This window comes from candidate division KSB1 bacterium, from assembly GCA_034506395.1.
Lineage (GTDB): Bacteria > Zhuqueibacterota > Zhuqueibacteria > Thermofontimicrobiales > Thermofontimicrobiaceae > Thermofontimicrobium.
Map to the genome: position 1 here is coordinate 37,917 of JAPDPQ010000022.1, position 23,855 is coordinate 61,771.

11 protein-coding genes are annotated in these 23,855 nt (G+C 48.8%); 7 read left to right on the top strand and 4 right to left on the bottom strand.

Translation table 11 applies throughout. The features are described 5' to 3' along the window. Nucleotides 1–83 precede the first annotated feature (83 nt). The 7 genes from ONB37_13875 (at nucleotide 84) to ONB37_13905 (ending at nucleotide 18,617) form a co-directional block, all read left to right on the top strand. A complete protein-coding gene (locus ONB37_13875; protein ID MDZ7401245.1) occupies nucleotides 84–7,988 on the top strand; it encodes an amino acid adenylation domain-containing protein in 7,905 nt (2,634 codons plus the stop codon). Nucleotides 7,989–7,996: 8 nt separating this feature from the next. Next, nucleotides 7,997–11,962: an amino acid adenylation domain-containing protein gene (locus ONB37_13880; GenBank protein ID MDZ7401246.1), complete on the top strand. Its 3,966-nt coding sequence runs from the start codon at nucleotides 7,997–7,999 to the stop codon at nucleotides 11,960–11,962. A 353-nt stretch (nucleotides 11,963–12,315) separates the two neighbouring features. Then, nucleotides 12,316–13,983, top strand: coding sequence for an SBBP repeat-containing protein (locus tag ONB37_13885; protein ID MDZ7401247.1), 1,668 nt, complete (start codon nucleotides 12,316–12,318; stop codon nucleotides 13,981–13,983). A 100-nt stretch (nucleotides 13,984–14,083) separates the two neighbouring features. Continuing rightward, nucleotides 14,084–15,859 carry a choline/carnitine O-acyltransferase gene (locus ONB37_13890; GenBank protein MDZ7401248.1) on the top strand — a complete coding sequence of 592 codons (1,776 nt, stop codon included), beginning with the start codon at nucleotides 14,084–14,086 and terminating at the stop codon, nucleotides 15,857–15,859. Beyond that, nucleotides 15,856–17,184 (top strand): MFS transporter, encoded by a 1,329-nt coding sequence (locus ONB37_13895; protein ID MDZ7401249.1) that lies wholly within the window; start codon nucleotides 15,856–15,858, stop codon nucleotides 17,182–17,184. Before ONB37_13890 ends, ONB37_13895 begins: the two co-directional genes overlap by 4 nt. Before the next feature lie 397 nt (nucleotides 17,185–17,581). Then, complete coding sequence (locus ONB37_13900) at nucleotides 17,582–17,863, top strand: hypothetical protein (protein MDZ7401250.1); 282 nt, start codon at nucleotides 17,582–17,584, stop codon at nucleotides 17,861–17,863. Nucleotides 17,864–18,383: 520 nt separating this feature from the next. Then, a complete protein-coding gene (locus ONB37_13905; protein MDZ7401251.1) occupies nucleotides 18,384–18,617 on the top strand; it encodes an MbtH family protein in 234 nt (77 codons plus the stop codon). Between the two features lie 234 nt (nucleotides 18,618–18,851). Here ONB37_13905 and ONB37_13910 read toward each other — a convergent pair whose 3' ends face one another. The 4 genes from ONB37_13910 to ONB37_13925 all read right to left on the bottom strand — a co-directional run bounded on the left by ONB37_13910 (nucleotide 18,852) and on the right by ONB37_13925 (nucleotide 23,851). Continuing rightward, nucleotides 18,852–20,210 carry a Gfo/Idh/MocA family oxidoreductase gene (locus tag ONB37_13910; protein MDZ7401252.1) on the bottom strand — a complete coding sequence of 453 codons (1,359 nt, stop codon included), beginning with the start codon at nucleotides 20,208–20,210 and terminating at the stop codon, nucleotides 18,852–18,854. Between the two features lie 379 nt (nucleotides 20,211–20,589). Next, the gene (locus tag ONB37_13915) at nucleotides 20,590–21,873 is read right to left on the bottom strand and encodes an oxidoreductase (protein ID MDZ7401253.1); all 1,284 of its coding nucleotides are present in this window, start codon (nucleotides 21,871–21,873) and stop codon (nucleotides 20,590–20,592) included. Between the two features lie 302 nt (nucleotides 21,874–22,175). Then, nucleotides 22,176–23,042, bottom strand: a complete 867-nt coding sequence (locus ONB37_13920) for a sugar phosphate isomerase/epimerase (protein ID MDZ7401254.1) — start codon at nucleotides 23,040–23,042, stop codon at nucleotides 22,176–22,178. A gap of 110 nt (nucleotides 23,043–23,152) precedes the next feature. Beyond that, entirely contained in the window at nucleotides 23,153–23,851 is a 699-nt protein-coding gene (locus tag ONB37_13925) for a DUF1080 domain-containing protein (GenBank protein ID MDZ7401255.1), read from the bottom strand. Nucleotides 23,852–23,855: the final 4 nt, after the last annotated feature.

Consider the following 23,855-nt stretch of genomic DNA (forward strand, 5'->3'; position numbering starts at 1 on the left):
TGCCATTTTTTCCGCTCCGCTGTTAGATTTAAAATGGTTTTGGGGCCATCAGTCCCAGCTTAATTTATCATATGAACCCGAATTTGAAGAAAGATCAAAACCCAGGTATGACCGAGGCAACTACCAATAATTTTATCGAGGAAGATATTTATGTTTTCCCGACCTCATTCGCACAACAGCGATTGTGGTTTTTAGATCAATTTGCACCAAATAGTCCGTTCTATAACATTCCCTCTGCGATAAGATTTCAGGGGAATTTGAATATTGGCGTGCTGGAGCAATGCTTACGGGAGATCGTTCGTCGTCATGAGACGCTTCGCACCACGTTCGCCACAGTGAACGGTCAACCGGTCCAGGTGATCAGCCCATCAGCCACCATCTCGATGCCAAAAGTGGACCTGCAAGCTATCCCGCACGAGCATCGGCTTGAGGAAGCCATCCGTCTCGCGACCGAAGAGGCTAAAACGCCCTTCAATCTATCCACTGGCCCATTGATCCGAGTGAAGCTGATCAAGCTCGGCAAGCAGGACCATGTTGTGCTGTTGAACATGCACCATATTATCTCTGATGGCTGGTCTATGAGTGTGCTGATTCAAGAGATCGCCGTTCTTTATGAAGCTTTTTTGCATCACCAACCATCACCTCTGCCAGAGCTTCCAATCCAATATGCCGATTTTGCCCAATGGCAGCAAGAATGGTTAGCTGGCGAGCGCTTGGAGCAGCAGATCGCTTATTGGAAAAAGAAATTGGACAGCAACTTACCGATCTTGGAGCTGCCCACGGATCGGACTCGGCCCGCGGTTCAAACGCTCAATGGGGATACTTACTCAACAAAGCTCTCGAAGTTGCTATCCGACCAGGTCAAAACGTTTGCACGGCAGCAGGATGCAACCTTGTTTATGACATTATTAGCGGCGTTCAAGGTGCTGCTTCATCGCTATACAGGGCAAACCGATATCTGCGTGGGCTCGCCGATCGCCAATCGAACCCGCGCCGAAATTGAGGGCCTCATTGGTTTTTTCGTCAATACCATCGTGCTGCGCACCCAGCCTGATCCTAATCTCACGTTCTCACAGTATTTGCAGCAGGTCAAAGAGATCACGCTCGAGGCTTATGCCAATCAGGATGTGCCTTTCGAACGTCTGGTGGAAATCCTTCAGCCTGATCGCGATATGAGCCATTCCTCCCTGTTCCAAGTGATGTTCATCTTGCAAAATAATCCCATGCTGGTCGATCGCGAACTCCCCGAAGTCTCGATCAGCACACTGAACATCAACGCTGGCACATCCACATTCGATCTAACGCTGATGTTCACCGAACAGCCAGATGGCCTGAGCGCTTCAGTTGAATATAATACCGACCTGTTCAATAAAGATACGATCATCCGGCTGATGGAGCACTACCGAGTGCTGTTAGAGAACATCCTTCGCGATCCCAATCAACAAATTGCCCATTTGCCATTGATCAGCGAGGCCGAGCAGAGGAAACTATTGGAAGAATGGAACAATACCGAGGTCGATTTTCCGACCCAGTTGTGCATCCATCAGTTGTTCGAACAGCAGGTTGAGCGAAACCCAGACGCCGAAGCTGTGATTTTCGGAGAACAGAAGCTTAGTTATGGCGAACTGAATCGGAAAGCCAATCAAATGGCGCGCTTATTAATGCAACACGGGATTGGACCAGGCAAATTGGTAGGAATTTGTCAGGAAAAATCGCTGGAATTGATCGTCAGCGTGTTGGCGACGCTGAAAGCTGGTGCAGCATTTTTGCCCATCGACCCCAGTTATCCCAAGGATCGGATTGACCACATGCTGGAGGATGCGCAGGTTTCAGCCGTGCTCACCTTTGAGCAATACCAGCCCGTTCTTCTTAGCCAGAGCGTCCAGACCATTCTGTTGGATAGGATTGAGCCGCTATTGGAAAAACAGCGCGTTGAGAATCTGACCATCTCAGCGACACCCGATCATCTCGCCTATGTCATCTATACTTCTGGTTCAACTGGCAAATCCAAGGGCGTGATGGTGCCGCACCGCAGCGTGGTGAACCAATATTTTGCTTGGGAAAAGCAGTTCGAACTGGGAACTAAGGCTACTTGTCATCTGCAAATGGCGAGTTTCTCTTTCGATGTATTCTGCGGCGATCTGATCCGAGCATTAGGCTCAGGCGGAAAACTTGTTCTCTGTCCCCGAGATTTGATGCTCGATGTGGAAAAATTGTATCAAACGATGATCAAGCATCATGTCGATATCGCCGAGTTCGTCCCAGTCGTATTAAGAAATTTAATCCAATATTTGGAAAAAACAAATCAGAACCTGTCCTTTTTAAATGTCCTGATCGCTGGTTCTGATGTGTGGTATGTCGGCGAATATCAAAAATTTTTGAAATTCTGTGGACCGCAGACGCGGCTTTTCAATACATTTGGCCTGACCGAGGCTGCCATCGACAGCACCTATTTTGAAGGTCAGACGACGACCCTATCTGGCGATCGAGTTGTGCCGATCGGTCGACCGTTCTCTAACACCACAATTTACATTCTGGACTCATATCTTAATCCAACACCCATCGGCGTACCGGGAGAATTATTCGTTGGGGGCGCAGGGGTCACTTACGGCTATTTGAATCGACCCGATTTGACAGCCGAAAAATTCATTCCCGATCCATTCGCAAATAAGCTGGGACAGCGCCTTTATCGGACGGGCGACCGAGCGCGCTATCTGGCCGATGGCAATATCGAATTTTTGGGACGAATGGATTATCAAGTGAAGATCCGCGGCTTTCGCATCGAATTGGGCGAGGTCGAAGCGACTCTGGGCACATATCCCGATATTCAGCAAGCGGCTGTGATCGTCTCAGGTAGCAACGGCCAGACCCAGCGCCTGGTTGCATTTCTGGTGGCGCAGAATGGCCTGCAACCCACAGCTTCAGAATTGCGCGCTTATTTGAAAAACCATTTGCCCGATTATATGATCCCAGCCTATTTTATCTGGTTGGACGAGATGCCGCTGTCGCCCAACGGCAAAATCGATCGCAGAGCATTGGCAGCTTATGATATCGATGAATTCATCGAACCAAGAACCGACTTCGTGCCCCCTCGTACCGCAACAGAGCAGATTATTGCAGATATTTGGCAAAGCGTTCTGGGATGCCAGCGTGTGGGATGTTACGATCATTTCTTCGAATTGGGAGGTCATTCACTATTGGCCACTCTAGTGGTCTCACGGCTGCGCGAAACGTTCCAAACCGATGTCCCGTTACGATTGATCTTCGAGTCGCCCACCGTAGCTGAATTGGCTGAATATTTCGATCGCTCTCTGAAATCAGCCCAGGGCCTCCTTCCGCCCGCCATCGTGCCGGTACCGCGCAATCAAGATTTGCCATTATCGTTTGCACAACAGCGGCTCTGGTTTTTGGATCAATTCGAGCCCAATAGCCCATTTTACAACATACCGAACGCTGTGCGATTGCAGGGAGAGCTAACCATCCCTGTGCTCAGGCGCACCGTGCAGGAGATTGTCCGACGACATGAATTGCTGCGGACCGTTTTTCAGGTGATCGATGGCAAACCGCATCAAACCATTTTGCCAGAACGAAACATCCCAGTTCGAATCGTGGACTTGACCCAAATCCCGCTTGACCAGCAGCAGGCTGTGGCGTTCACACTGTCACTCATGGAGTCGCAACAGCCCTTCGATCTCTCCATCGGACCATTGCTCCGAGTGACATTATTGCGTCTAGCCGATCATGATCATATTGTTTTGGTCACCATGCATCACATCATCTCCGATGAATGGTCAATCCAGGTGTTTACCAGGGAGATTGCTATCATTTACGATGCGTTCCTCCACGGTAGGCCTTCTCCATTACCCGAGCTGCCCATTCAATATGCAGATTTCGCCTATTGGCAGCAGCAATGGCTGCAAGGGGAGGTGTTGGAACGTCAACTAAATTATTGGAAACAGCAGCTCGATGGCATCCCAGGGCTGTTGGAATTGCCGACCGATCGGCCCAGGCCTGCCGTCCAAACGTTCCGAGGCGACTATCAAACGTTCTATTTCTCTGAACAATTATCGCAGGCGATCAAAGCCTTCGGCCAACGCGAGGGAGTCACCCTTTTTATGACCCTGTTGGCTGGATTTCAAGCGCTGCTTCATCGTTATTCTGGTCAAGATGATATTTGTGTCGGCACTCCGATTGCCAATCGCACTCAGGCTTCCACCGAAAACCTCATTGGCTTCTTCGTCAACACTCTGGTGTTGCGCGCTCGATTCGCTGAGGGCATCAGCTTCCGCGAATTAGTGCAGCAGGTCAAAGAAGCTGCTCTGGGCGCTTATATGCATCAAGATCTCCCGTTCGAAAAGTTGGTCGACGCGCTGCAACCAAAAAGGGATACCAGCCATTCCCCGCTGTTTCAGGTGATGTTCGCCCTGCAAAACACCCCTACTGGGAAAGAGCAAATTTCCGTGGGGCTTACAGCCAGCCCCTTTGAAACGCATTTGGGCAGCTCCAAATTTGATATGACCCTATTCATGCAAGAGGATGGCAATCACCTCGCCGGAGCGCTGGAATTTAATACGGATCTATTCGATGCAAGTACCATCGCGCGATTCATCCAGCATTTTGAAATGCTATTTACCAACATGCTGCATCAACCCGATCAAGCGATCGGATCGGTTCCAATTTTATCCGAGATTGAAAGACATCGGGCCATTGTGGAATGGAACAATACCAAAATCGATTATCGCAATTCGCTTCTTTTACCTCAATGGTTCGAAGCTCAGGTCGCTCGAACGCCAGACGCAGTCGCTGTTGTTTTCGGCGACCATCAGCTCACATATCGGCAGTTGAACCATCAGGCCAATCAATTGGCCCATCGACTGGAGCGGCAAGGAATTGGGCCTGAAAAGATTGTCGCTATCTGCATGGAACGATCGCTGGAGGTCATGATTGCATTATTCGGTGTGCTGAAAGTCGGCGGTGCTTACGTGCCAATCGATCCCTCCTACCCCAAAGAGCGAATTGACTATATGCTCCTGGACTCCCGAGCCGCGCTCGTGCTTTCTCAATCCCGATTGCTGGATCGGCTGCCAGCGGAGTTCCAAATGGCGAGCACATCCCAGCCAGATATGCCAAGGATCATTTGTTTGGACCGCGATTGGCCGAGCATTGCGACGGAAAGCGAGGCGGAGTTGTCGGTCCAGATCGATGGCGACAATCTCGCCTATGTGATCTATACGTCAGGTTCAACTGGCAAACCGAAAGGCGTTATGATCTCGCATCAGGCGTTAATGAACTACTTGCTCTGGTGTCTAAAACACTACCCGATCACTGTTGAGCAGGGGGCACTGGTGCATTCCTCGTTAGCTTTTGATGCCACTATCACTGGGCTTTATGCTCCGCTATTATGTGGAAGCTCGGTCTATTTGACCCCAGAAAATGAAGAATTGGACATTGTGGCACAGACCCTGGCGCAAAAGCCGGGATTCGGTCTAGTGAAAATTACCCCCGCTCACTTACAAATGCTCGGAGAGCAAATTAATGCAGAAATGGCTGATGAGCTGGTACAAGCGTTCATCATCGGAGGTGAAAATCTGACTCGCGAGCACATCCATTTCTGGCTGGAAAATGCCCCGTATACAAAATTGATTAATGAATATGGGCCAACGGAAACGGTGGTCGGCTGCATGAATTACCTCGTACCATCCAATTATCGCAAAATCGGATCTGTGCCCATTGGCTCTCCCATCGGCAATGTGCAGATCTATCTGTTAGATTCGAACCTTGAGCCAGTACCGATCGGCGTGGCTGGTGAAATTTATATCGGAGGGGCTGGCGTCGCGCGCGGGTACCTCGATCGGCCCGAGCTGACCGCCGAAAAATTCTTGCCAGATCCGTTCAGTCAACAACCTGGAGCACGATTCTACCGCACTGGCGACTTGGCCAAATATCTCCCCAATGGGACAATCGAGTTTCTGGGGCGCATTGACCATCAGGTGAAAATCCGCGGCTTCCGCATCGAATTGGGCGAGATTGAATCAGCATTGGCTGAACACCCAGCGATTCGGGAGGCCGTGGTCCAGCCATGGCAAACAGATCGCGTTCAAAGGCTTGTCGCTTATCTCGTGCCCAAAAATTCCGAGCTTCCCTCGAGCACCGAGCTCCGCGAATATTTAAAAAACCGTTTGCCTGAATACATGATTCCAGCCAGCTTTGTGAAGCTGGCCAATTTGCCGCTGACATCCAATGGCAAAGTTGATCGAAAAGCATTGCCTGAACCCAGCGACGAACGCCCCGTGCTCCAAAATGAGTTTGTTGGCGCGAGTACACCAATTGAACAGACCTTGGTCCAGATCTGGCAACAGGTTTTGGGCCTTGAAAAGATCGGCATCCATGATAATTTCTTTGAGTTGGGTGGCGATTCAATTTTGACCATTCAGGTGATCTCCCGGGCCCGACAGGCAGGTATAAATCTCACGCCCAAACAGATCTTCCAGTACCCGACCATCGCGGGCCTGGCCGAACTGGCTGCCAATGAGCTGTACATCCACGCTGAGCAAGGTTTGGTGCGCGGTCCCGTTCCCCTAACGCCCATTCAACGCTGGTTCTTTGAGTTGCCCATCTCTGAACGGCATCACTGGAACCAGCACATCATGCTCTCCGTCGGCGAACGGCTGAACCCCAATTGGCTCAAAAAAGCAATTGACGCATTACTTCATCACCATGATGCGCTCCGGATGCGCTTTTATTTCGAGTCTGATGACTGGTATCAAACCAATGATGGGATGGATGATCCGACTCCGTTCTGCTGGATCGATCTCTCAGATCTTTCGGAGCAAGATCAACAGAAGGCTATTGAGTCCCAAGCTGCGGCAATTCAAGCCAGCCTGAATCTCTCCCAGGGGCCATTGATTCGATTCGCGCTGTTCGATCGCGGCGCGGATCTATCAGCGCGGCTCTTCATCGTAGCGCATCATCTGATTATCGATTTCGTTTCATGGCAGATTTTGCTTGAGGACTTCATCACCGCCTACCAGCAACTCAGCCAGGGGGCAGCGGTCCGTCTGCCTGCCAAGACGACATCGTTCCAATATTGGGCCATTAAATTGGCACAATATGCCCAGAGCTCAGAATTGCTGCAACAAGTGGCCTATTGGGAAGCGCTGAACACTGCCACTGCACATCCAATTCCGCTCGATTTTCCAGATGGACAAAATACCGAGGCTTCGGGCCGTGTCATCACGAGGAGCTTATCTCCCGAGTATACCCAATTTTTATTGAACGTGATGCCTTCGGCCTATCGCACCCCAGTAATGACTGTACTATTGACCAGTCTGGTTTTGACCATGCGCGATTTCTCTGGCTCGGATCGAATTATGATCGACTTGGAAGGCCATGGCCGCGAGTCGCTGTTCGATGATGTCGATCTCAGTCGTACCATTGGCTGGTTCACTGTTCTCTCACCTGTGGCATTTAATCTGACAGGGGTGCAGAGCCCCAGCGACGCAATTCAGGCCATCAAACAACAATTGAATCAAATACCACAGCGAGGCATTGGTTTCGGACTTTTGAAATATCTCACTCAGCAAATGGATGGTCTCATTGCTATCAAGTCCATGCCTCAGCCAGAGATTATCTTCAACTATTTCGGACAAATGTCTTCACCCAACAGCGGATTGGATTCGTTCGAACCAGCCGAGGAGATCGCGGGTTTCGATCGAAGTCCAGAAAATCTCCGCAGCCATATACTTGAAATCAATGGCAGTGTGAATCAGGGACGACTGTATCTTGGCTGGACTTATAGTGAGAATCTGCATCGCCAGGAAACGATCGAGCGGATGGCTGATCGGTTCATCGAACATTTGATCGCGCTCATCCATCATTACCAGTCTGGCGCGACGCTAAGCTTCTCTAGTGAGGACTTTCACGACTTCCATTGGAAGGAAGAAGATATTCAGGATATCATAGGCGAGTTGAGTCGATTAGAAGGATAAAGCAATTTATGGATAAAAAGAATGTGGTTGATTTTTACCCCTTGACGCCCATGCAACAAGGGATGTGGTTTCATACGTTATTGGCACCAGAATCTGGGGTGTATTTCGAGCAACTGAGTTGTGCCATCACTGGCCAGATCGATCTGGAGGCGTTTCGACGAGCTTGGGATGCGGTGATCCAGCGGCATCCAATTCTGAGAACCAGTTTTATCGGGGAGAGCCTGAAAGAGCCAATTCAAGTGGTCCATCGCCATGTGTCGATGCCTTTTGAGTATCTCGATTGGAGTGGGCTTTCGCCCGAGCGACAGGCGCAACAATTGGACGCTTTTCTGGAAGTGGATCGAAAGCGGGGCTTCAAATTATCCGAGCCGCCGCTGATGCGGTGCGCCATGATCCGGTTTGGCGCAGATCGTCATCAATTGGTGTGGAGTTATCACCATATTTTGATGGACGGGTGGTCTCTGCCTCTGGTTTTAGGCGAGGTGTTCGCCCATTACGATCGATTCAGCCGCGGGCAACAATTGCAATTGCCGCAACGTCGACCGTTCCGAGATTATATTGTCTGGCTGAAAAACCAGGATCAATCCCGAGCAGAAGCGTTCTGGCGAAAAACCCTTGAAGGATTCACCACCCCAACTCCGCTATTTCCCATTCAACCAACCACTAAGGGTTCGGCTGAGGATGCGAGAAATGAGGAGATCTATTTGACTGAATCGCTCACCGCGCAATTGCAAAACTTTGCTCGAAAACATCAGCTTACCCTGAACACAGTGGTTCAAGCGGCGTGGGGATTGGTGTTGGGTCGTTATCATCAAACAGATGATGTGGTATTTGGGGCGACGGTTTCAGGTCGGCCACCAGACCTCTCGGGAGCCGAGGATATGATCGGCCTGTTTATCAATACGCTTCCAGTCCGTATTAGAATTTCGGATCAGGAGACGTTGATCCCCTGGCTCAAACAATTGCAACAGCAGCAACTGGAAGGTCGCCAATACGAATACAGTTCCTTGATTCAAATTCATCAGTGGAGCGAGGTTCCGCGCGGCGTGCCATTGTTCGAAACGATTTTGGTCTTTGAAAACTACCCGATCGATAATCGGCTCACTCAGCAATTGGGTTTGCAGCTTACCATAGAAAATGTCCGCTCAGAAGAGCGCACCAATTATCCGATCAATCTGATCGTGGGACCAGGATCGCAAATCTTGTTGCGCATTTTATATGACCCCGGTCATGCGGACCCAGAATTGATCCAAGCTGTACTGAAGCAACTCGAACATGTTCTGGAGCAGTTTGTGAGAAATTTCGATCAACGGCCATCACAAATTGACATCCTAACTGCAAAGGATAAAAACAAGCTGTTGATACAATTCAATGCCACGGCCGCCGATTATCCCGATCAGCACGGCATCCATCACCTGGTTGAAGCCAGTGTGGAGAGATCTCCAGAATCCATTGCCGCGATCTTCGAAGATCAACAGCTCAGTTATCGGGAATTGGATAACCGAGCCAATCAATTGGCGCGATATTTGAAGCAATTTGATATCGGCCCCGAAACCGTGGTCGCAATTTCCATTGAACGATCATTGGATATCCCAATCGCTATCCTGGGGACATTAAAATCTGGCGCAGCTTATTTGCCCATCGATCCCGATTATCCAAAAGTCAGAAGGGCCTATATGCTTCATGATTCGGGCGCACGCCTGCTGATCACTCAACAGAAATTGGCTCCGCTATTTTCAGATGCCGCTATCCCGATAATCATGATCGATGCAGACTGGCCCGTTATCGCGCAGCAATCGCGGCAACGAATCGATGTGGCAATCGATGCCGACAACCTGGCATATTTAATCTATACTTCAGGTTCGACCGGTCAGCCCAAAGGCACCTTGCTGCAACATCGGGGCTTATGCAATTATATCAATGCCAATATCCAGCAGTTGGGGATCAGCCCATCCGATCGGATGCTCCAATTTTCATCCTTAAGCTTCGATGCTTCGGTCATGGAACTGTTCACTGCGCTGGTGTCTGGTGCGACGCTCGTGTTCGCTGGCCATGAGCTATTGCTCTCTGGCGATCAATTGCTTGAGTTCATCGAAACGGCGGGGATCACGGTGACGCTTTTGCCACCCTCGCTCTTAGCAGTGTTATCAGAACGAGCGCTGCCGATGCTCAAAACGTTGTTGACCGGCGGCGAGCGCTGTACTCCAGCTATTGTTCAGAAATGGGCCCCTCATAGGAATTTCTTTAATGCCTATGGGCCAACAGAGGCGACGGTGGGGCCGACGATTTATCGGGTAGAATCTGGTGAAGCTGTTCAAGTGACCGTGCCCATTGGCCGTCCTCTCGCTAACACTGAAATTTATCTTTTAGATCGAGAGCTTCGCCCAGTGCCGCTCGGCGTGGCAGGAGAATTATACATCGGTGGCATTTGTCTAGCCAGAGGCTATCACCATCAACCAGGATTGACGGCAGAAAAATTCATTCCGCACCCGTTCAGCGCCAAGCCAGGCCAGCGGTTGTATCGAACTGGCGATTTGGCCCGTTACCGGAGCGATGGGAATCTCGAATTCCTGGGCCGCATTGATCATCAGGTTAAAATTCATGGCTTTCGGATCGAGCTGGAAGAGATCGAGTCGGTTCTTGCTCAGCACCCAGCCATCAGGGAGACGGTGGTCATCGCTCATGAATCCCAGGTTGCAGATGGTGAAAAGCGACTGGTGGCATATTTTATTTCCAGCGAGGAGGGTTCAGCACCGGTCGCCGAGCTGAGAAATTTCTTGAAAGAGCGGCTTCCTGACTTCATGATCCCATCCATTTTTATTAAGCTGAGCGCTTTTCCCTTGCTGCCCAATGGAAAAATCGATCGTCAGGCGCTCCCGAAGCCAGACAATGATCGGCCCAATATGGACAAAGACTATGTGGCGCCTCGCGATGCTTGGGAGTTTGGACTGGTGCGCATCTGGGAAGAAGTGCTGAACGTACGCCCGATTGGTGTAACCGATAATTTCTTTGAGCTGGGCGGACACTCGCTCCTCGCAGTTCGATTGATCGGCCAAATTCAGCAGCGATTAGGGCGCGGATTGCCATTGAACGCGCTATTTCAAGAGCCAACCGTAGAGAATCTGGCCCGCATTCTTAGGTTGGGCGACGGAACCAGTTCCCATCCAACGCTGGTGCCCCTGCAGCCCCGTGGGTCACGAAAGCCGCTGTTCTTCGTTCATCCATCCGGCGGCAGTGTCCATTGGTACGTTGCTCTGGCTAATTACATCGGTCCAGATCAACCTCTATATGGCGTTCAGGCCAAAGGGCTCAACGCCGGCGAGGAGATCCATACCAGCATTGAGGAAATGGCAAGCTATTATGTGAATGCGATCCGAAGCGTGCAGCCACATGGCCCATACCATCTTGGCAGTTGGTCTCTTGGCGTGATCATTGCATTTGAAATGGCCCAGCAGCTCACAGCACAGGGCGAATCCGTCGCTTTTCTGGGATTGGTTGATCAAGGACCATTCCCCCCAAATAGTGCTCCAATTGATGAAGCCAGTTATTTGGTCGAGTTATTCGGCAAACATCTGCCGCTATCAGCGGAAACGCTTCGAGAACTGGCCCCAGTAGATCAGATTCAGCATGTCTATGAGTTGGCCATCCAAACCCATTGGATTCGGTCCGACATCTCGTTGGAGCAATTCAGCCATTTCGTCCGAATCATGAGAACGTATAATGACGCTTGGCGCAATTACCATGCTCGGCCATATCCGGGCAAAATTACCGTGTTTCGCGCTACCAATTCCCATCTTGATAATTTAGTTGCTCCAGACTTGGGTTGGGCAGAACTTGCCAAGGGTGGTGTTGAGGTGCATGATGTCCCTGGTGATCATATCAGCATGATGGTGGAGGAAGAGCAAGTTAGAGTGTTAGCGCAGAGAATTTCAACCTGTTTAGCGAAAATCAATCCCAGCAACCATGAACGATGACACAGCTCAAAAAAAGAACGGTAGATGGCTCACCCCAGTGCTCGACGGCTGGTTTTGCTAAGGTTTAAAGGGAAGTCTGAATGAATCAGTAATTAGATAAGGTCATTCCTGCGAAAGCAGGTATCACATATTGCTTCCGAAATTTTGAATTAATCGAGCAAAGGAAAAATATTTTTGCCCGTCGACTACGGGAAAACGATCAAATTCAGATTTGAAAATCATCTTCCACAATCTTTCGAGTATTTCGTGGGTAAATTTTGTTTTTGCTCATCACTTTTCATTTTAGGGTTCATATAAAATCAGTGAATCATTTGATTCGATGATTTATACATTCATTTAACCAAGGAGCTTATATGAAAACAAAACTCATCCTCATCAGCCTGATGTTAATCGGGAGCACCACAGTGACCAGCACTGCGATGGTCAAAGAAACGTGGGTCCGCCATTTTCATTCGAGCAACGCACAGCTCGACCTGGCCGTTGCAATGGCATTGGACGATTCGAGCAATGTGATTGTAATAGGTAACAGCCGTACAGCGCATGGTGATTTTGATTATTTGATTGTGAAATACGACAGTTCTGGCCAACTGAAATGGAGTGCTCAATATAATGGAACAAACAATGGGGACGACCATGCGGCCGCTATGGCCATTGACCAGCAGGGAAATATTTATGTCACTGGGAGCAGCGCAGCGGCAAATGGGTTGGACGATTTTGTCACAATAAAATTGGACCGGAATGGTGCTCAACAATGGGTTGCCCGATACAACGGCCCTGCTAACAATTTGGACGAAGCTACTGGCGTGGCCGTAGATCAAACCGGGAATGTATACGTGATCGGCTTCAGCAATGCTGGCGGCTGGGTGCCATTTCCTGACATCGTCACCATCAAATATAATTCTGCGGGTCAACAGCAATGGTTGGCCCGTTACGATGGATCATCGGGATCCATGGATATGGCAAGTGCCATTGCTATTGATTTGGAAGGGAACGTTTACGTAACTGGTGCAACTGGCAGTGGTCGGGCTGGTTGGGGCTCTGCCATTCAAACTGACTTCATCACGATCAAATATAATGCTCAGGGCCAACAGGTCTGGGCAGTGACCTACAACGGACCAGCGAATTCCCAAGACGTCGCTACCCATTTAGTCCTGGATGCTGGCAATAATGTGTATGTTGCTGGTGCCAGCACGGGCAACGGCACTCGATTGGATTACGCTACGCTCAAATACAATAACGCTGGCGAATTGCAATGGGTAGCGCGATACAACAGCGATGAGAACCTTCAAGACAATATCAGCGGCCTAGCGGTGGACGCATTGGGAAATGTGGTGGTCACTGGCACAATCGGCAGTGATCTGTTCAATCCCAATAGTGATCTTGTCACCGTCAAATACGATCAGAATGGGAAACAGCTATGGCTCGCCCGATATAATGGGCCGGGCAATTCCTGGGAGCGCGCGGCTGGTCTGGCGCTGGATCGCGAGAACAATATCTACGTCACTGGTCAGAGCATGGGGGACGCTTCAGGGTCGGATTTCGTTACACTGAAATACGATCGGAATGGGGCGCTCCAATGGGCAGCCCGCTATGATAGCGGCTCCAAATCCGACGACGCTGGCATCGCGATTCAACTGGATCGATCTGGAGACATTTATGTCGCTGGGAGCACTGGTATCGAGATGAATGCTGGCAGCGTCACTATCATCAAATATGAGCAAAACAACAATGTCATCGCGGCCAATTATAGCCGCAAATCAGATCAGCGGGTAAGCCGCAATTATCCCAACCCATTCAACTCGACGGTCACCATCATTTTCGATCTTCCAGAGAGCAGTCAGGTATCGCTCAAGGTTTATAACATGATGGGTCAGGAGCTGGCTGTGCTCGTTGATCAATCGCTTTTTGCTGGAACTCATCAAGTGTTTTGGGATGCGACTGGTCAGAATAGCGGTATTTATTTTTATCGTTTGAAAATGAATGACAAAGTGGAATCCAACAAAATGATCTTGTTGCGTTGAAAAATTCGTTATCATCGAATGAAATCTAGGCAGGTTCATACAGAAACATGAAAGCGATCTCTGAATAAAAGCATCGAGCCATATTGGTAGGAAAATCGCGATGGAGACGATTCTTTCTCATTTAGAGCGCTCTTCTGATATTTACGAACTGATTCCTGGTTATCCTAAACCACCTTTGATCCCGTTGCCCGAGCTCGGGGATATGAGTTCGTTGGCAAGAGTTGGCTTAAAATCGAGCGCATTGGCGCATTCGCTCAGTCGGCTTGGCCTAAGGATTTCTGGCTTTTTAAAATTTCAAAAGACACTCCCTGAGCGACTTGAACTATTGCTCAGAAGGTGCGATCTACGAGGTGGGTATTTATTTGCGCCAGTCGTTTCCGCTACGTTGGCATTGGAGGACGACGCTCGCCAGTTGCCACCGTTAGATCGGGCGACTACCTTGTTAATCGCTGCCGGACAGTTGTATCAGGATATCGTGTCGGCTCGGCTCGAGCCAGATCGATACCGCGGAAATACACTGGAAATGGGACAATATCCGAACTTGTTTTCCACCTGTCTGATTATCGATGGAAAACGGCCGCGCATATTGAAAAGCGCAAATCATTCGCATATTGTGGTGCTCATTCACGGGCAACAACATGCGTTGGAGCTGGGCGATCCGACAAGTTGGCGACCAGCTTCCATCAAACGGGCGCTCGAGGAAATTGTAGAACGAGCGGCCCCCAGTCAATCGACTGAACCGCCGGGGATCTTGACAGGTGCTGATCATCCGACGCAGATGAGAATCTTTCGGCAGCTTCAGCGGATCGAATTGAACCGACGTTCGCTGAAACTATTGCAGCATAGTTTTCTGATCCTCTGCCTTGATCTCGATGATAAACCATCGAGCTATGCCGAAGCGGCAAGAATCGGCCATGGCGGCAATTTTGCCAATCGCTGGTATCATGCTAGCTTGCAGATCATCGTCTTTGGGAATGCGCGTGCTTGTATCACTTGTAACTTCAGCACCTATGTGGATGGGAACACGATGATGCGGGCGGCATCGGAAATCAAACGTCGTGCGGCTAGGGTGGAAATCAATGATGGCTGGTCAGAGGGCAATGCCCCTTCCGCAAAAAAGTTGTACTGGTCGATTGCCCCGCGATTCATTCAACAGGCTCAGTACGATTTGAATCGGATCGTCGATCATCAGCCAGCCACGTTTGAGATCGCTGGCTGCGGACGCAGCTATTTTTCTGCTCGGGGTTTGGATGGAGTGCCCATCTTCATGGTGGCGCTCCAACTGACAACCAAGAAATTCACGGGCAAAATGGTTGAGATGCGGCAGTTTTTAACATTATCTCGTTACCGATGCATGGGACTGACCGATGCAGTCGTCACCACTCCCGAAGTGATCCAACTGGTGACTTACCTTGACCAAGCGACATTCGATCCGAAGCGCGCAGGACAATTACTCGAAGCCGCTATTGCCTCTCAGGTGAGCGCCTGTCGGCAAGCTCGATCGCATCTCTCGCTGGATTCGCTGATCGGACTTTATTTGGTATCCAGCTCAACTTGGAAAAGACGTTATATTCAGTTCGTCCTGATTCTGGTGATGGCGCTGCTTCGGCTATTCGGTTTGTTCAGACCAGCATTTCAGCGAGAGGTGATCGTTTCTCATCCAGAAATTTATCCTGAGGTGCCAGTGGTCGGGCGACCAGGAATTCGATTGCCCTATGTGAAATACTTCGGCTTGCATTACCAAATGATGGCCGATCGGATCATCATGACCATGATGCCATCGGTGAAATGGTCAATTCCCAATGCGGATTTCATTGCTGAATTGAAAAAAAATCTCCAACTCATGCAACAAATTATTGAAGGAAGATCTGAATGAGCAATCCTGAAAAATTGATGAACAAGAATTTTTTGCTATTATGGCAAGGCCAGGCAGTCAGCAACCTGGGCACCCAAATTTTTTCAATCGGTATGATCCTATGGATCGTCGAAGCCACAGGATCAACCACGCTCATGGGGGTCATCGCCATGGTCGCTAGTATCCCAGCATTGATTTTGGGACCGATCGGGGGGACAGTGGCCGACCGCCATTCCCGCAAACACATTATTGTTCTCAGCGACGTACTGAGCGGGCTAGTGATGCTGGCTCTTGCTGCATTGGTGTTTTATGCACCGCAGCGGACCGAGCTCATTATCGCAGGGCTATTCATTGCCTCGGTGCTTGTCGCGATCGTTGGATCGTTCTTTTTCCCATCCATTTCGGCTGCCATCCCAGATTTAGTTCCCAAAGAACGACTTGTCGGTGCCAACACCCTAAGTCGCTCCTCGATGCAGTTATCGCAATTGATCGGCCAGGCCATAGGGGGTTTTCTTTATACCTTGCTTGGCGCCCCGTTGATCTTCTTGTTGAATGGGATTTCCTATCACTTCTCAGCGATCAGTGAATCTTTTATATCGATCCCGCACCGAAATAATCGACGAACTGGCGGTTGGCGGCAACAATTGGTGGGATTCAAACAGGAGCTGATTGATGGCTTTCGTTACATCTGGCATCAGAAAGGGCTCCGAGAAGTGATTCTCGCAGCTACCCTGATCAACTTTTTTACCGTGCCCATCATTATTTTATTACCATTTTTTGTAAAGGCGCACCTAAACCTTGGAGACAACTATCGCCAGTGGTTCGGTGTGCTACTGGCCTGCTACAGTATCGGATCAATTCTGGGCTACATCTTCGCTGGGGCAAGCAAGTCGTCTGGTCAAATCAGAGGAAAACTGATGATCCTGTTCATTATTTTGACTTCAGCCGCTCATGGCTTGTTGGGATTGGCAGGTCATATTTACCTAGCCCTTGCCCTGGCATTTTTCGGCGGGTTTTTTAGCGGTTATATCAGTGTCAATATCACCACGATCTTGCAATGGACCACTCCCAGCGAGATCCGCGGGAGAGTATTCGGCGTGCTCACCACCCTGGTCGGCGCCGTGACTCCTGTCGCCATGGGATTGTCTGGCATCGTTGCCGATCTGATCCATCGAGATCTGCCTATGATATTTGTATTCTGCGGCGCGATTATGGCAGTTTCATCTATGCTCATCGCCCTCAATCAAAATTATCGCGCCTATCTTTCTTATGAACCAATGGCAAATGAGCTCAACGAGCAATCGGCTATCTCATCAGCCGCTGAATTGGCCTTGGGGAACGAGTAGCATTTTCGCGCGATAGATAACTTATCCAATTTCGCTCGTATTTGATAGAAACAAAGAAAGATGTAAGATATTGTCAAGCTTGCCAGCCTTCTCGATCAGACTGATGAATCGTGCTGAGCAGAAATGAATGATAAAAATTTTATGATGTATGATCTAAATTTATTGTTTAGAACAATATTTTGATATTTTGGATTTCTTTCGAAGCTTTAGCATCTTTGCTGTAACTCTAAAGTTCATCACTGGTCATGTGATCAGCTCCATCGATCAAAGAAGTATAACCAGATGCATCGCGCGATCAATAATAAAATAGTAATGTTCATAAATCAAGCTATTTTCTAAGAACGGAATTTTTCGGATTTTTGACCGAATCATTGCTGAATCAACTGTGGAGGAAATAATGTCGAATTATTGTAAGGCTTACAGTGTCGCGGCTTTTCGTCAGTATCCAAATTGGTCAGAAAACAGCGCCAATGCTCGGCTTGAAAAGCAAACCGTCAACGGCTCCGAGATCGAGGTCCCAAGAAAATTAACCGATGATGATTTTCTTTATTTGCATGACACCTATGTAGTCTGCGATAGTATTTTTGAGGATAAGAATGTGATCTTCGATCAGGTGACCCCAGAATGGATTAAATTCTGTACCGAAGTGCTTAAATTTGAGGTGCCGAAATATGAATGAGCCATGATCACTTAACATGCTGCTGCTATTGGGGAGACACTATGGACCTTCGAAGAAACGTAAGAGCCCAGTGCCGAGAAACGTCGCTGAACTCCAGTTCTTTAAAGATTTTTTAGGCTATTTAGGTTCGTCTGAAAAGCTTAGCCTTTCATAACTCCATGTCATTCCGAGCGGGACGAGGAATCTAACAACGATAAAGGACAAGGGAGTGATAGATTCTTCATCCCGATAAATCGGGATTCGGAATGACTGCATTTAAGAAAAATCGATAATGTTCGAAAGATTCAATTTAATTCTCAAATGAAAGCTCACCTTTCGGTCATTTCGACGTGCCAGTTGGCGAGGAGAAATCTTGATATGCAATATTCCCAAGTCAGCAAGATCCCTCATTTCATTCGGAATGACATTTATACAACGAATTTAGCAGTTTATTCACCCGTCATCTAAATCAACTCGAAAATTGCATGGCAATTTCAGAAATAAAATGTAATATCAATTATCAAAATAAGAGGTAGAAAATATGTATCGAGAAGAAAAAGAAGACACGACGATCTACAAAGTAGTTGTCAATCATGAGGAGCAATATTCTATTTGGCCAGCGGATCGCGAAAACCCACTCGGATGGAAGGATGTAGGTAAAGTCGGGCCTAAAGCCGAATGCTTGGCTTACATCAAAGAAGTGTGGACCGATATGCGACCATTGAGCCTGCGGAAAAAAATGGAAGCGACAGCGCAGAAAAATGCAACCACTTAGCTCCTTTATGCTAGAATCCCCGGGCTTCCAAATTTGTCTTTTTTGGAACGTCCGGGGAAAACTGCGCCATGATCCCGATTAAAAAATGATCAGCTCTGTGACTGGGCAAAGCCGGGGCTGATGAAATTTGGTTGCAAAACGGAAAAGCTTATGGATAGAGAACTGACCGAAGCTGGTCGTGAGGCGGCCAACTGACAACTCTGTTGTCTAATGGCCTTGCCCTAAATGGATAAGCTAATATTGAAACGGTTTACCTCCAGCCAATACTTCCTGATTTTTAGCGTCAAAAGTGGCTTGTTGCCCAGTGCGCAAAGCAGCATTGGTCATGATCGTGGCAATAGAGTGATGGTAACCGGCGACCACATCCGCGTTGGGCTGCTTTCGGGAGCGCACACATTCCATCCAATTTCGCATATGAGCCGAGGTCATGGGATCTGTGCCGGTCGCGGCGCTGGTAACTACCCGGGTCTCAGGTAATTGAAACTGCTCGAGCAAATTCGCTGGCATTCCTATGGCGGCTGCATCGCGCTCCGTCAACCCGCCTTCATTGGTCACTAAATTTCGGTCCAAATCCAGTTTTCCTCCATTGGAAAAATAATATTCTTTCACGCCGCCGGCAGAGTTATGCATCCGAGATGAATAAACAACCTGAAATCCAGTGCTCGGATCATCCAATGGGCCATAGTCGAATACGGCGGTCAATGTATCGCAATTTTTGCGCCCGTCTTTCCAGACGTAGATGCCTCCACCAGCAACCACACTGCGCGGATAGGGCAAATCAGTAAACCAATGAACTGTATCGATCTGATGACACATCCATTGACCGGGAATTCCAGAGGAGTAAGGCCAAAACAGACGATATTCAATGTATTTTCTGGGATCCCATGGCTCATACGGCCGATTCATTAGATAGCGTTTCCAATCGGTATCGGTTTCTTTGATAGCAGCCACGAGATGAGGCCGACGCCAACGTCCTGGCTGGTTGACGTTCCAGGTCATCTCAACAAAGGTAATTGGACCAAATTTGCCTGATTTGATATATTGATTGGCTGCGATATAATTGGCCCCGCTGCGGCGCTGCGACCCCACTTGGACGATCCGATCGCTCTGTTTCACCACCTGAAGCGCCAGACGATTATCCGCCATGGTTTCCGCAAACGGCTTTTCTACATAAACATCGCATCCAGCTTGCACAGCCTCGACGGTATGCAGCGCATGCTGAAAATCAGCGGTGCTGATGATGACTGCGTCTGGCCGGTGTTTTTCGTATAGCTCTTCATTATTGCGCGCAGCATTCACGGCCTGCCCGGTTTTTTGAGAGACAAACGCTAACCCCTCCTCCCGCCGACGGTTCCAGATATCCGAAACGGCCACAATTTCGAAATTCAATTCCGCGCTGTGATCCCAAAAACATGGGATCAGTGCATCCTTAGCACGATCGGAAAACCCCACGATACCGACTCGAACCCGGTCGTTAGCACCTAAAATTTTACCATAACTTTTAGCAGACCAGCCGGGGCTCCCCCTAAAAACCGCCAGCCCAGCCGCCGAGGCGGCCATCGCTTTTATGAAGTTTCGCCTAGTTAAATCCATGGCTCCTCCCCAAATTTCATCGATATCACTCCCGCTATCTGCGGGAACGCCTTTTTTAAGCCTTGCACATTTTCCCCACTGATGATAAAACTTCCGCGAATATTTTTATCCGTTGTTGTCTTATAGTCCAGGGAAATATTTCTTGACCCCCTTGGATTCTTCCCCACCAATGAAAAAACTTCCGCGGATATTTTTATCCGTTGTTACCTTATCACCCGTGAAAATATTTTTGATCCCCCCGATGGATTCTTCAATACCGATGATAAAGTCTATCATCCGTGGGGACGGATTAAGTTTTGAAACCTCGTAAAAATCAACTAAGGTTGGCTCATGTTATAGATAATATTTCGCCAATCAATTTTTTGGTAATTGGCTCTATTTAATGTTCATTCAATGCCAGTTCTAAAGCTGCGGTGGTTGTGTGATATTTAGCCATCATATAAGCCCATTCCCAATCCGGCAGTTTCCCATTTTTTAAAAATTGCAGGAATTTTTCGGTGACCTGGGCGAAATGCGCCTCATGCCCTACGCGAAAGCTGTCGGGTATAATAATTTGCCAGCCTTTGGGCGTGGGCTGCATAGCAATGCCAGGATATTGAGATTGGAGCTTCAAAATGGTACTCTCCAACGCATGGGCTATCGCTTCGGGCTGTCCGAGATCCGCAGGCTCCACATAAAGTTCTGGTCGATAGTGCTGTTCTTTGCCTTGCCGAATCACGACATCCGCTTTGCTGCCGCGCATAAGCGAATAATGCGTATCTCCACCATCGTCCGGGGCTTGAAATTCCCAGCTCACTGCGATCCGGACATGAATCCCTCGAATTTTATAGACTATCTCGCCGTTCGCAGATACAGCCAGTTCGCCAGATTCATTCAAATATGGCCTCAAATAATCTGGAAACTCGGGCAATTGGGTGACCTGTTGAAATTGGCCAGGACTCACCAGTGTTGGCCAATGCCTCGCATCAACAAGTTCAATCTCGTGCTCAAAATCGATGATTTGCTCTGGGAAACATTCCCACTGCACCAGATCCACCAGATGAGTTGTCACATCCACGAGACCATCGCCCTGCTGCTTAACATCAAAATACCAGCCTGGTCGCTTCAGCGGCTGACCTGAAACGTATTTAAAAAAATGATGGACACTTTCTTTAATGATGGATGGCTGTTCTGGGGATCCGACCTGTAACTCGCCAAAAACTTCGGGTATATGAATCAGTTCTTTCTGAAGCATCGTGGTGATCTCATATCGCTCGGTCATGATGTCGTAAAGCAACACACCTTTTCGCTGAGCCAGATCAAAAGCCTCACGGAGCAAATTGAATCCCTCCCGATTCATGCACATCGGTTTATCAGCCAACACATGCAGTCCGGCTGCCACGCAAGCCTTGATGTACTCGGTCTTTCTGCGGTTATTGCCAGAGATGACCACCACATTGCCCGGTCGAAGTCGCAACATCCGTTCGAGATAATCATCCCCGAGATATAGGATGGTCTCCCAGCGCGTGGGATCTTCGGAGCGACGGTTATAAGCTTCGATGCGCCGGAGATGCTCCTGGACATCAGGGCCATTTGGGGCAAAGATATGGATCTGAGGGGAAACTTCAGGGTACATTTTTTTATGAATCAGGGCAGCATGAAAATGGCCCGGGTCAAGGGTCATGATTTTGACCTCTCCAGGCATCCCAACAAAGCTCGATTTCTCTTTGTGAAGTGACTCACAAGACGTTGTTATTAAAAATAAGAGCACCATTATTCCATAATGTTTCATTGTCGCCTCGCTGAATAAACCCCGAATTTATTCATTTTCAAAGATACGGAAAACTGGAGCCACCTATCCATTTAAGAGCAAAATTAATCCAAACTTCATCTCTGGTATTCGATCGAATCTTCGGTTCACTCCAAAATTGTTGAGTCAAATCCGCTGAGAGGAACGATTTAGCCATAAGGAATGTATCGATCGCACTAAACTGTAGCTAACACTCCCCGCACAAATCCAACCGATTCAGCCACTCCAGGCAGTGGATCTGTCTCATCCTTTTCAAATTCGAAGGCGAGCACGCCGCTGTAATTTACTTGGATCAACGTCCTTAGCACACGTGGAATATCGATCACACCTCGGCCGATCTCGACCGTTGTACCTTCTTTGTTTGAAGCAGACACATCCTTGATGTGCACATCCAGCAACCGATCGGCGAATCGCCGAATCGCCTCAGCAGGATCCTGGCCGAGCCGCTGGGTGTGCCCTATATCGATGCACAGCCCAATCCTGCGATCCAATGATTTGATCCGCTCGTATGCGGACTCAGGGCTGGGATAGCGCTCATCTCCTGGGCCATGATTATGGATCGCCAGCTTGATATCGAACTGTTGAACTTTCTCATTGACCAATCCCAACAGATCATGTTCTGGAACGCCGATGATCAACTCCATTCCGGCAGCTTTGGCATATTCGAAAGCCCGTAATACCTCCGCTGTGTTCTTCATATAAACTACACCGCATCCATATAACTTCAAGCCAGCTTGCTGAACTGCATTTGCTACCGATTTGATTTGCTCTTCGCTGCTATCCAGCGGGAGATGAAAATCTTTGAAAGCAATGTGATCGATGCCCAGCCTCCGGGTCATGGCCAGCGTCTGTTCCAGATTAAAGCGCCGAAAAGTGTAAGAAGCAATCCCAAGCGTAAATTTAATCCGTTCGGTCAAGCGCCCCGAACTTGCAGATCTCTTCGAAGCCAGTAATGGATTAACAACAAAAACTTCGGACAATGCTGCCCCCAGAGCTCCTATGGACAATGAAGTAAGAAATTCACGACGACTGTTGCGTATCATTTTCCCTCCGCAGAAAACGAATTCAGGCAATTTGCTGATCGATTAAATTTGCAAGAATCCAGGATTCTATTTTATCTATCTTTGACAGGAGTGCTGGTTGAGTTAATTGATCAAAGCGGCCTAATTTTGATATTTCTGAAAGAGACGGTATCACCATGATCTTGAAGCAAAATGTGGCCTCGCTCTTGTTGCCCAAAACCTTCAATATTTTGGTATTTGCTCTTTTGAACCAATGCCCGAAAACATTGAGAGAATCGATCGAACGAGACCACTTTGACGCCATTAAGCCAATGCTCAACCAGGCTGCCGTTCACTACAATGCGCGCCTGGTTCCATTCCCCGATTGGCCGAACCTGTTTGTTCTCCGCTGGGATCAAATCGTACAGCGAGGCCAGCGTTCGATTCCCGCAAACCCCCTGTTTGGCATCGGGATGCCGTTCATCATCTAAAATTTGATACTCCAGTCCCAAAGAGGTACCAGGCTGAACAAAGTATTTGATCCCGCTGTTCGCTCCTGGCGTTAATTTAAATTCAAGCGCAAGTTCAAAGCTGCTGAATTGCTCCACCGTGACGATATCGCCTCCTTTTCCGCCAGCCAAAACCGTAAGCTCGCCGTCCTTGATCTCCCAGCCTCGCTCTGGAAAATTCTGCCCTTGAGCGCTTTTCCACCCCTGAGAGCTGACGCCATCGAACAACAATCTCCAGCCCTGGCGCACTTCCTCACGAGTCAATTGCGTCTGCGCTTCTAATTTTGCGCCCCAGAATATGCAAATCGCACCAATGAGCAACACCACGTATACCGACTTCATGCCT

Coding starts and splice junctions, on each gene's coding strand:
- ONB37_13925 (MDZ7401255.1), bottom strand. CDS start 23,851: ATGAAGTCGGTATACGTGGTGTTGCTCATTGGTGCGATTTGCATATTC.
- ONB37_13915 (MDZ7401253.1), bottom strand. CDS start 21,873: ATGACCCTTGACCCGGGCCATTTTCATGCTGCCCTGATTCATAAAAAA.
- ONB37_13920 (MDZ7401254.1), bottom strand. CDS start 23,042: ATGATACGCAACAGTCGTCGTGAATTTCTTACTTCATTGTCCATAGGA.
- ONB37_13890 (MDZ7401248.1), top strand. CDS start 14,084: ATGGAGACGATTCTTTCTCATTTAGAGCGCTCTTCTGATATTTACGAA.
- ONB37_13910 (MDZ7401252.1), bottom strand. CDS start 20,210: ATGGATTTAACTAGGCGAAACTTCATAAAAGCGATGGCCGCCTCGGCG.
- ONB37_13880 (MDZ7401246.1), top strand. CDS start 7,997: ATGGATAAAAAGAATGTGGTTGATTTTTACCCCTTGACGCCCATGCAA.
- ONB37_13905 (MDZ7401251.1), top strand. CDS start 18,384: ATGTATCGAGAAGAAAAAGAAGACACGACGATCTACAAAGTAGTTGTC.
- ONB37_13885 (MDZ7401247.1), top strand. CDS start 12,316: ATGAAAACAAAACTCATCCTCATCAGCCTGATGTTAATCGGGAGCACC.
- ONB37_13900 (MDZ7401250.1), top strand. CDS start 17,582: ATGTCGAATTATTGTAAGGCTTACAGTGTCGCGGCTTTTCGTCAGTAT.
- ONB37_13895 (MDZ7401249.1), top strand. CDS start 15,856: ATGAGCAATCCTGAAAAATTGATGAACAAGAATTTTTTGCTATTATGG.